Below are 9,508 nucleotides of genomic sequence, written 5' to 3' on the forward strand. Positions count from 1 at the left end.
CTCTCGGTGGACGGGGTCGACGCTAGAGGGACCCACCGACACCGCGCGGACGTCGCGCCGGGTCCGCCTCGGGATCAGGGCCGCGCCGGCGCGGGGTCGCGCCGGAACCCCTGGGCCTGGCGCGCCCAGAAGCTGCGCGCGGTGTCGACGTGGGCGCGGTAGCGCAGGTAGCCGTCGGCGTAGCAGGTGTGGGCGTCCGCGGACGGCTCGACGGTGCGCGACGGCGCCGCCCAGGCGGCGGGGTCGACGTCCTCGCCCAGCGCGCGGGCCGCGGTGATCGCCGCGCCGCGGGTGCCGAGCCCGGGGTCGTCGGGCACGACGAGGGGCCGCTCGAGGACGTCGGCGAAGATCTGCGCCCACGGCCCCGACCGGGAGCCCCCGCCGCAGGCCACGAGCGTCCCCTCGCGGTCCACCGACGACGCGGCGCGCTCGAAGCAGTGCTTGGCGGTGTAGGCGATGCCCTCGCACACCGCGCGGACCACGTCGCCGCGGCTCGTCGAGAGCGTGATGCCCTCCATCTGGCCCCGGGCCCGCGTGTCGACGAACGGCGCGCGCTCCCCCGACGCCGCGAGGAACGGCAGCGCCGAGACGCCCCCGGCGCCCGGCGCGGTGCCCTCGAGCAGCTCGGGGAGCGCGTCGATGCCGACGCCGAGGAAGTCGAGCAGCCAGTCGAGACCGGCCGTACCGACCATGGCCGGCATCGCCCGCAACCACAGCCCGTCCTGCGGGGTGCACAGCCACATCCCGGCGGGCTCGGGGCCCGCGGCGTCGTCGGGGTCGTCCGGGGCGACGCGATCGGTGAAGACCTCGCAGGCCAGCGTCGTCCCGATGATCACCAGCCCGTCGCCCGGGGAGGACAGCCCGGCCCCGACCGCGCAGGCGGGGAGGTCGAACGGCCCGCCGGTGACGGGCGTGCCGACCGGCAGCCCGACGATGTCGGCGCCGCGCTGGTCGAGGGCGAACACCGCACCCGACGGCGCCGGCTCGGCCAGCAGCCCGCGGTGCTGCGCCACGCCGCAGGCCGCCAGGGCCGCGTCGTCGTAGCGGCGCTCCACGACGTCGAGGAAGGGCAGCGAGGCGTCCGAGGCGTCGACGGTGATCTCGCCGGTGAGCCGCTGCACGAGCGCGTCGACGCAGTAGCCCGCGACGGTCGCGCGCTCCAGCGCCTCCGGCTCGTCGCGCTCGAGCGCGACCAGTAGCGGGGCGTGGCAGCCCGGGAAGAGGCCGGCCCCGGTGCGCCGGTAGACCTCGGCGAGCGTGCCGTCGTCCTGCCAGGCGCGCACGACGTCGGCGCCCCGGTCGTCGAGCCACGAGATGGGCGGGCGGACCGCGGCGCCCTGCTCGTCGCGCAGCCACATGCCGTCGCCCTGGCCGGTGAGCGCCAGCGCCCGCACGTCCCGGTCACCCGCCTCCGCGACCACCCGCCGCACGACGTCCGCCACGGAGGCGACCACGTCCTCGAGGTCCTGCTCCACCCGCCCGTCCGGGAACTGCTCGAGCCGCGAGGCCCGCTCGGCGGAGGCCAGCTTGCGTCCCTGCTCGTCGTACGCGTCGGCCTTCGTCACCGACGTCCCGACGTCCACCCCGACGATCACCGCAGCACCTCCGGGTTCAGGCAGTGCGCCAACGGCTCGCCGTCGACGAACCGGCGCACCTCGTCAGCCATCCGCCGGGCGGCGCGGTGCGCGACGTCGGTGGACGCCCCGGCGAGGTGCGAGACGGTGAGGACCTGCGGCAGCCCCAGCAGCGGGTGGTCCGGCGGTGGCGGTTCGGTGACGTAGACGTCGAGCGCGGCGCCGGACAGGCGCCCCGAGCGCAGCGCGTCGACCAGCGCGTCCTCGTCGAGCAGCTCGCCGCGCGCGGTGTTGACCAGGTAGGCACCCGGCTTGACCCGCCCGAGGACGTCCGCGTCGATCATCCCGCGGGTCTCGTCGGTGAGCCGGGCGTGGAGGCTGACGACGTCGCTGCGGTCCACGAGCTCGGCGAGCCCCACCAGCTCGACCCCGCGCTCGGCGGCGACGTCCGGGTCGACGTAGGGATCGGAGGCGAGCAGGTGCACGCCGAAGGCGCGCAGCAGGTCGGCGACCCGCGAGCCGACCTGCCCGAGACCGACCAGACCGACGGTGCTCCCGGCGAGCTCCGGGCCCACCTCGTCGTAGCGGTAGAGGTCGCCGGTCCAGTCGCCGTCGCGCATTCGCATGTGACTGCGCGCGATGTTGCGGCGGCCCGCGATGAGGACGCCGACGGTGAACTCGGCGACGGCCCGGGCGTTGCGTCCGGGCAGGTTGACGACGGCCACGCCGTGCTTCGTCGCGGCCTCGAGGTCGACGTTCGTCGGGCCGCCGCGCGGCGTCGCGACCAGCCGCAGCCGGTCCGCGCCGCCCAGCACCCGCGTGGTGACGGGCGCGAGGTGCGTGACGAGCACGTCGGCCTCGCGGACCGCCTCGGCGATCTCGTCCTCGTCGCCGGCGGCCTCGGCGATCTCCGAGGTGGCGTTCCACGGCTCGGTGGGCCACCGGCTGGCGTGCGTGGTGAACTCCGTGCCCGGATCGAGCACCGGGCGGAGCGCGTCGACGAACGTCGTCGGCGTGATGAAGTCGTCCCCGGCGCACAGCACGTGCATGTCGACCTCCCTCGGTCGGGGCCCCGGACGGCGGGCCCGCCTCAGCGCGACGTGACGGACTGGCCGTAGCTGTCCAGCTTCTCCGCGACGCGCGCGATCTCGTCCTCGGCGAGCAGGTGCGGCTCGCCCACCAGGCGGGCCTGGTGGTACATCCGACAGACCCACTCCAGGTAGACGCTGCGGGTGTAGGCCTTGGCCAGGCTCTCGCCGTACGTCGTCGCCCCGTGGTTCTGCAGCAGGGCCCCGAAGCGGCCCTCCATCGCGGTGACGCTGTTCTCGGCCAGCTCGTCGCTGCCGTAGGTGGCGTAGGGCGCCACGCGCACGGGCCCGCCCAGCAGCGCGATCATGTAGTGCACCGGCGGGAGCTCGTCGAGCAGCACCGACAGGGTGCTGGCGTAGAGCGGGTGCGTGTGGACCACGGCGACGGCGTCGGTGCGCCGGTACACCGCGGTGTGCATCGGGACCTCGGACGACGGCTCGAGATCCCCGTCCACCTGCTCGCCGTCGACGGTGATGACGGAGATCGAGGCGGGCGTCAGGTCCTCGTAGGGGGCGCCACTGGGCGTGATCGCCACGTGGTCGCCGCGTCGGATGCTGATGTTGCCGGACGTACCGACGGTCAGGTCGTCGGCCTGCATCCGCCGGCAGTAGCTCACCAGCTCGGTGCGTTCCTGCTCCAGCAGCACGGGATCACTCCTCTTCGCCGGGGCGCGCTGTGAAGTTAACATCTGACGTGTGATCGGAAAAACCCTTCGCCAGCAACGGATCGCGGAGCACGTCCTCGCCGCCGGCTCCGCGAGCGCGGCGGAGCTGGTGGAGCTCACCGGGGTGAGCCTGATGACCGTGCACCGTGACGTCGACGAGCTGGTCCGGCGCGGCCTGGTCCGGAAGTACCGCGGCGGGGTCTCCGCGCAGCCGACCTCGGTGTTCGAGTCCCACTCGGAGTACCGGCGCACGCAGCGGCGCGCGGAGAAGGCGGCGATCGCGCGGGCGGCCCTGCCCATGGTCGAGCCGGGCTCGTCGATCATGGTCGACGACTCCTCGACCACCCTGGCCCTGGTCGAGCTGCTGCCCGAGATCGGGCCGCTCACTGTCGTCACCAACTACCTGCCGGCGCTCGAGCGGCTCCGGGAGACGCCCGAGGTGCGGCTGATCGCGCTGGGCGGCGACTACTCGCGCACCCACGACTCGTTCGGCGGCATCACCTGCATCGCGTCCGTGGAGGCGATGTCGGTCGACGCGGCCTTCGTCTCGACCTCGGCGCTGACGGGCGCGATGACCTACCACCAGGAGCAGGACGTCGTGCTGGTCAAGCGGGCCATGCTCGACGCGGCGGCGACGACCGTGCTGCTCGTCGACTCGGGCAAGGTGCCGCGGCGGGCGCTGCACCGGATGCGCCCGGTCGCGGACTTCGACGCGCTCGTCGTCGACGACGGCGTCGCCGAGGACGTCCTGCTGGAGCTCCGTGAGCACACGGCGGTCACCGTGGCTCCCGTGTGATGTTCACACAAGAGCTGTGAAGACGCTCAGTCCTCGTCGGCCATGCCGATCTGCCGGCGCAGCTTGGCGACGTTCCAGCGGTACTGGCCCGACGGCAGCGTGATCTCGGGCGTGACCTGCCCGTTCCTGACGTAGCGCTGGAGCGTGCGCGGGCTGACCCCGAGCGCCTTGGCGGCCTCGGGCGTCGACACCAGTTCGGACGGCGGCATGCCGGTCACCCTATGTCGCCGCTGTCGTCCGAACGACGTCTCTGACGTCGTCGGCACCGCTTTCTCCGATGTCGTGCTTGTCGCCGATGGCGTCGGAGGCGCTAGAGTCCGCGACATGAGCGACACCGACGACAGCTCTTTACCGAGGGCGGGCGGGCCACCGCGCTACCGGCTCGACGCCCGCCGCTTCCGCGGACCGCTGCACGCGCCCGCCCGCAACGACCACGAGCAGCACGAGTCCGACGACCTCGCGCCCCTGGTCGAGCTCGCGCGCGCCCTCGTCGCCGAGGGCTTCACCGCCTGGATCTACGAACGTGTCCGGCGCTCCGTGCCCTGGCCGGAGGCCTGGGACCTGCGGCTGGTCACCCAGCTCGATCCGGACCGATCGCGAGGCTGACGCGCAGCCCTCCGCCCGGCGCGTCCTCCAGGTGCACCTGCCCGTCGTGGCGCGCGGCCTGCTGCGCGACGAGCGCCAGGCCCAGCCCCGATCCCGGTGCGCCCGCGGTGCTGCCGCGCACGAAGCGCCCGAGCACCGCCTCCCGCTCGGCGGCGGGCAACCCCCGGCCGTCGTCGTCGACGGTGAGCACGACACCGCCGTCCTCCCCGGCGTGGGCCCCGAGCCGCACGCACCCCGCGCCCCCGTGCCGGACGGCGTTGACGACGACGTTCGCCAGCGCCATCCGCAGCCCTTCGAGCGAGCCCCGCACCGCGCCCGCCGGCTCCTCGACGACGACCTCCAGCCCCGGGTGCGCGCGACGGGCGTCCTCGGCGGCGAGGCGCAGCAGGTCGGCGACCCCGACCACGTCCCCGCCGTCGGCATCGGGCAGGTCCCCGGCGGCGAGCTGACCGAGCGCGGTCAGCGTCGCCTCCACGCGGGCCTGGGCGCGCAGGACGTCGGCGAGCACCTCGTCGCGTTCGGGCAGGTCGGGGTGGGCCTGCAGGACCTCGAGGTCGGTGCGCATCGCGGTCAGCGGGGTCCGCAGCTCGTGGCGGGCGGCCGCGGCGAAGTCGCGGGCGGCGTGCAGCGAGGCCGTGCTGCGCTGCTGTTCGGCGTGCAGCCGGGCGAGCATGGCGGTCAGGGCCTCGGCGAGCTCCTCGGACTCCCGCGAGCCGTCGGCGCGCACGGTGGGCGGGGGCACGTCGGCCTCGACGGCGCCGTCGAGCGTCGCGGCCCGGTCGGTGAGGCGGCGCAGGGGCCGCACCGCGCGACCCGCGAACACCCAGCCGAGCGCCGCGGCCAGCGCGACCGCGACGACCCCGAGCCCGGTGACCAGCCGCCGGCGCTCCGCCACCCGCGCCCGCGTGTCGTCCTCGGTCGCGCCGACGGTGACGAGCGCGCCGGGCGACGGGCCCGGGGCGGTGCGGATGCGGTAGGCGACGCCGTCGACGTCCACCGAGGTCGGGATGCCGAGCGGCGAGAGCGGCAGCTCGGGCCCGCTGACCCGCCGCACCGTGCCGTCCGGGCCCCGCAGCGTCACCGCGAGGTCCGCCCGGGTCGACGCGAACGACCCCAGCACCGCCGGCGAGCCCGGCACGAGGCTGCGGTCCAGGCGTTCGGTCTGCTCGCGCGTCAGCAGCACCGACGCCAGCACGCCGACGAGCACCACCACCACCGTCGACGCCAGCGCGGCGGCCAGCGCGACGCGCAGGCGCAGCGAGGCCGAGCGCCGCCGGACCGGTGCGCTCACCCGCCCTCCCGCAGCACGAAGCCGACCCCGCGCACGGTGTGCACGAGCCGCGGCGTGCCGTCGGCCTCCAGCTTGCGGCGCAGGTAGCCGACGAAGACGTCGACGACGTTGGTGTCGGTGGCGAAGTCGTAGCCCCAGACCATCTCGAGCAGCCGCTCGCGGGTCAGCACCACCTCGGCGTTGCGGGCGAGGACGACGAGCAGCTCGTACTCCCGCTTCGTCAGGTCCACCGACCGCTCGCCCACGTGGACCGTGCGCCGCGCGAGGTCGAGGCGCAGCGGCCCGGTGGTGAGCACCTCGCCGAGCGCGGGCCCCACCGTCGACTCCGCCGCGGACCGGGCCCCGCGCCGCAGCAGGGCCCGCAGCCGCGCCACCAGCTCGGTGAGCGCGAACGGCTTGACCATGTAGTCGTCGGCGCCCGCCTCGAGGCCGACGACGCGGTCATCGACGGTGTCGCGCGCGGAGAGCACGCACACGGGGACGTCGTGGTCCATGGCCCGCAGCGCGGACACGACCGCCACCCCGTCCATCCCGGGCAGCCCGAGGTCGAGGACGACGGCGTCGGGGACCCGCTCGTGCACCGCCCGCAGCGCGCCGGGACCGTCCTGCGCGGAGCGCACCGCGAACCCCGAGAGCCGCAGTCCCCGCTCGAGCGAGGCGCGGACGTCGGCGTCGTCGTCGACGACCAGGAGGTCGGGGGACGGCTCGGTCATGGTCGCGGATTCTGCCGCTCCGGCGGGCTCAGCGGTCAGCGGTCGGCGCAGGGGCGGGCGGCCCGCTCGACGCGCTCGCTGATGTCGGCGAGGCGGGATGCGAGCTCCGGGTCGGGGGCCTGCCCGGTCTGCGGTCCCGGCTGCCCGCGCAGCCGCTCGATCTCGGCGCGCGCCTCGGGCGTGAGGGTCAGCGGGGTCCCGCCGGTGGCGCCGGGTCGGAGCCGAGCGGTGCAGGGCGCCTGGGCGTTGCCGGCCGGGGCGGCCGTGTCGGGGGTGGCGGCGGTGGCGGCCGCGGGGGCGGGCGACGCGGTCGGCGCCGGGCCGGGCGCCCCGGCGCAGCCGGCGAGGACGAGCAGTCCGGCCAGGACCGGTCCGGCGAGCACCGGCAGGCGAGGGAAGTCCATCGATCGATCTCCTCGAGGATCACCGGGCGACCGATCGGGGGCGGTCGCCTCACGGAGATCACCCTGGTGGTCGGGTGTGACGTAGCTCTGTGGCGTCTCTGAGGGAACGGTGAGGTCGTGCACGACGTGGACCGCTATGCGGCGACGGCGCGGGGCTGGGCGACGGGCGCGTCGCGGGTGTACGGGCCGCTGGCCGCCGAGCTCGTGGCGGCTGCGCCGCACCCGCTCGCGGGCCGTCGCGTGCTCGACGCCGGCGCAGGGACGGGCCTGGCGTCGGCGGCGCTGCGGGCGGTCGGCGCGCGGCCGGTCGCGATGGACCGCTCGCCCGCGATGCTGGGCTGGGACGCCGCGGCGCGGCCCCCGGCCGTCGCCGGCGCGCTGGAGGCGGTGCCGCTACGGGACGGGTGCGTGGACGACACCGTCGCCGCCTTCGTGCTCAACCACGTCGACGACCCGACCGCGGCGCTGCGCGAGCTCGCCCGCGTCACGCGCCGCGGCGGGGCGGTGCTGGCGTCGCTCCCGGCGGCGTCGAGCGACCACCGCGCGGTGCGGGACCGGATCGACGCGGTCGTCGTCGAGGCCGGGTGGGTGCCGCCGGAGTGGCACGCGCACCTCACGACCGTCCAGTCCCCGCAGCTCGGCGACGTGGCCGCGGCCGCCCGGGCCGCCGACGAGGCCGGGCTGGCGGTCGTCGCCGTCACCGAGCACGTCGCCGACGTCGGGGTCGAGCGCGCCGAGGACCTCGTCGACTACCGGCTCGGCCAGGCGCACGTGGCCGCGTGGCTGGCGGCGATGCCCGACGCCGAGCGCGCGGCGCTGCGGGCCACGGCCGTCGACGCGGTGCGGCCCGTGATGGCGCCCTACCGCCCCCCGGTGATCACGCTCGTGGCGCGCGTGCCCTGAGCCTCGGGGCGGGCGCGCCAGGCGAGCACCGCGGTCGCCGCGCAGTACGGCGCCCACAGCAGCCGCTCGCCGGGCGAGCGGGAGACGCCGTTGAGGACGGTGCCGACGGCCATGAACGCCGCCAGGCCCGTCAGCGCCGCGCGTCGGGCGGGTGGCTGGCCGGCGTCGGTGATCACCGCGAGCGCTCCCGCGGCGTAGGCGACCGCCGCCACCCCGCTGATCCGCCGGAGGGTGGTGGGCAGCCGGCCCCGTGCGCGCCGCCGTGGGCGAACCGTCCCCACGGCGCCCCGGCGGCCAGGCCGGTCTGGAAGACGACCTGGACGGCCAGCAGCCCGCCGGTGGCGCGGGCGGCGCGGCGGGAGGGTCGGGGCACGTCGGCCAGTGTCGGCGATGTCCGGTTCGGGCGTCACCCGGCGCCCGCCCCCCTGTCCCCGTCCGCGGCGGGCGGGCAGCATGATCCCGGCGCCGGACGGTCCGGCCGAGGAGAGGAGCGCCGGTCGATGACGAGCGACGCGGTCGAGGTGACCCGGGACGACCAGGCCGCGGTGGCGGTCGTGCGGATGAACCGCCCGGATCGCCGCAACGCGCTCACCACCGAGCTCAAGGTGGCGTTGCGCGACGCGCTCGAGGAGGTCGGCCAGGACGGGGACGTCCGCGCGGTCGTCCTCGCCGCCGCGGGCCCCGCCTTCTGCGTCGGCCAGGACCTCGGCGAGCACGCGGAGGTGCTGCGCTCGGGCGACCCGGACGCGATGCGCACCGTCCCCGAGCACTACAACCGCATCACCTCCGCGCTCGCGACGATGCCCAAGCCCGCGATCGCCGCGATCGGCGGCACGTGCGTCGGCGCCGGCCTGGGCTTCGCGCTCGCCTGCGACCTGCGCCTGGCCGCGAGCGGGGTCCGGTTCGCGACGGCCTTCGCCGGCATCGGGTTCGGCGGCGACTCCGGGCTGTCGGCGACCCTCGCCCACGCCGTCGGCGCGTCCCGGGCCACCGACCTCCTCATGCTCGGCGACACCTTCACCGCCGAGCAGGCCCGCGACTGGGGCGTCGTGCGCGAGGTCGTCGCGGCCGAGGAGCTCGACGACAAGGCCCTCGCGCTGGCCCGTCGCCTCGCCACCGGCCCCACCCGCGCCTACGCCGAGATCAAGACCGCCATCGCGCTCGGGACCGTCTCGTCACTGCCGACCGTGCTCGAGCACGAGGGCGCCGCGCAGTCCCGCCTCGCGGCGACCGAGGACCACCGCAACGCCGTCGAGGCCTTCCTCGCCAAGGAGAAGCCGACGTTCACGGGGCACTAGGTGCGCTCCGCGCAGGTGAGCAGAAAGGAGTGCCGGAGCACTTTGTGGTGTCTCAGCACATCTGGCACAGGTCTGTCTCAGCGCATCGGAGACAGGTTGGTGGTCCGCTGGTAGCGGATGGTGCGGTCGAGGGTAAGGCTGGCGGCGACGGTGTCGTCGATGAGCACGGT

At 75.8% G+C, this 9,508-nt stretch carries 13 protein-coding genes; 4 read left to right on the forward strand and 9 right to left on the reverse strand.

The window, feature by feature from the left end; translation table 11 throughout:
- Nucleotides 1–74: 74 nt before the first annotated feature.
- Genes PGB27_RS25420 through PGB27_RS25430 form a run of 3 tightly spaced genes read right to left on the reverse strand, consistent with a single transcriptional unit; the run spans nt 75 to nt 3,309 of the window.
- On the reverse strand, nt 75–1,595 hold the full coding sequence (locus tag PGB27_RS25420) for an FGGY-family carbohydrate kinase (protein ID WP_274203231.1): 1,521 nt from the start codon (nt 1,593–1,595) through the stop codon (nt 75–77).
- Nucleotides 1,592–2,623: a 2-hydroxyacid dehydrogenase gene (locus PGB27_RS25425; RefSeq protein WP_274203232.1), complete on the reverse strand. Its 1,032-nt coding sequence runs from the start codon at nt 2,621–2,623 to the stop codon at nt 1,592–1,594. Before PGB27_RS25425 ends, PGB27_RS25420 begins: the two co-directional genes overlap by 4 nt.
- Nucleotides 2,624–2,664: 41 nt before the next feature.
- Nucleotides 2,665–3,309 (reverse strand): class II aldolase/adducin family protein, encoded by a 645-nt coding sequence (locus PGB27_RS25430; protein ID WP_274203233.1) that lies wholly within the window; start codon nt 3,307–3,309, stop codon nt 2,665–2,667.
- Nucleotides 3,310–3,358: 49 nt separating this feature from the next.
- On the opposite strand from PGB27_RS25430, the gene PGB27_RS25435 reads away from it, so the two are divergent.
- A complete protein-coding gene (locus PGB27_RS25435; RefSeq protein WP_274203234.1) occupies nt 3,359–4,123 on the forward strand; it encodes a DeoR/GlpR family DNA-binding transcription regulator in 765 nt (254 codons plus the stop codon).
- Between the two features lie 26 nt (nt 4,124–4,149).
- Here the strand turns inward: PGB27_RS25435 and PGB27_RS25440 are convergent, their stop codons facing one another.
- The gene (locus tag PGB27_RS25440; RefSeq protein WP_274203235.1) at nt 4,150–4,332 is read right to left on the reverse strand and encodes a MerR family DNA-binding transcriptional regulator; all 183 of its coding nucleotides are present in this window, start codon (nt 4,330–4,332) and stop codon (nt 4,150–4,152) included.
- 115 nt (nt 4,333–4,447) lie between these two features.
- Between PGB27_RS25440 and PGB27_RS25445 the strand changes: the two genes are divergently transcribed.
- Nucleotides 4,448–4,729 carry a hypothetical protein gene (locus tag PGB27_RS25445; RefSeq protein WP_274203236.1) on the forward strand — a complete coding sequence of 94 codons (282 nt, stop codon included), beginning with the start codon at nt 4,448–4,450 and terminating at the stop codon, nt 4,727–4,729.
- Here the strand turns inward: PGB27_RS25445 and PGB27_RS25450 are convergent.
- From PGB27_RS25450 to PGB27_RS25460, 3 genes are read right to left on the reverse strand one after another with little or no spacing between them, the layout of a single operon-like run.
- On the reverse strand, nt 4,695–6,020 hold the full coding sequence (locus PGB27_RS25450; RefSeq protein WP_274203237.1) for a sensor histidine kinase: 1,326 nt from the start codon (nt 6,018–6,020) through the stop codon (nt 4,695–4,697). The two genes, PGB27_RS25445 and PGB27_RS25450, sit on opposite strands and share 35 nt — an antisense overlap.
- Complete coding sequence (locus PGB27_RS25455; RefSeq protein WP_274203238.1) at nt 6,017–6,733, reverse strand: response regulator transcription factor; 717 nt, start codon at nt 6,731–6,733, stop codon at nt 6,017–6,019. The genes PGB27_RS25450 and PGB27_RS25455 overlap by 4 nt, the downstream gene beginning before the upstream one ends.
- Nucleotides 6,734–6,768: 35 nt before the next feature.
- Nucleotides 6,769–7,137, reverse strand: a complete 369-nt coding sequence (locus tag PGB27_RS25460) for a hypothetical protein (RefSeq protein ID WP_274203239.1) — start codon at nt 7,135–7,137, stop codon at nt 6,769–6,771.
- Between the two features lie 117 nt (nt 7,138–7,254).
- On the opposite strand from PGB27_RS25460, the gene PGB27_RS25465 reads away from it, so the two are divergent.
- Complete coding sequence (locus PGB27_RS25465) at nt 7,255–8,040, forward strand: class I SAM-dependent methyltransferase (RefSeq protein WP_274203240.1); 786 nt, start codon at nt 7,255–7,257, stop codon at nt 8,038–8,040.
- On the opposite strand, the gene PGB27_RS25470 is transcribed toward PGB27_RS25465, so the two are convergent.
- On the reverse strand, nt 7,998–8,252 hold the full coding sequence (locus PGB27_RS25470) for a hypothetical protein (protein ID WP_274203241.1): 255 nt from the start codon (nt 8,250–8,252) through the stop codon (nt 7,998–8,000). The genes PGB27_RS25465 and PGB27_RS25470 overlap by 43 nt on opposite strands.
- A complete protein-coding gene (locus tag PGB27_RS25475; protein WP_274203242.1) occupies nt 8,213–8,413 on the reverse strand; it encodes a hypothetical protein in 201 nt (66 codons plus the stop codon). The genes PGB27_RS25470 and PGB27_RS25475 overlap by 40 nt, the downstream gene beginning before the upstream one ends.
- Nucleotides 8,414–8,540: 127 nt before the next feature.
- Here PGB27_RS25475 and PGB27_RS25480 point away from each other — a divergent pair, with 127 nt between their 5' ends.
- The gene (locus PGB27_RS25480; protein WP_274203243.1) at nt 8,541–9,338 is read left to right on the forward strand and encodes an enoyl-CoA hydratase/isomerase family protein; all 798 of its coding nucleotides are present in this window, start codon (nt 8,541–8,543) and stop codon (nt 9,336–9,338) included.
- Nucleotides 9,339–9,508: the final 170 nt, after the last annotated feature.

It is taken from the genome of Actinomycetospora lemnae (assembly GCF_028737315.1).
Classification (GTDB): domain Bacteria; phylum Actinomycetota; class Actinomycetes; order Mycobacteriales; family Pseudonocardiaceae; genus Actinomycetospora; species Actinomycetospora lemnae.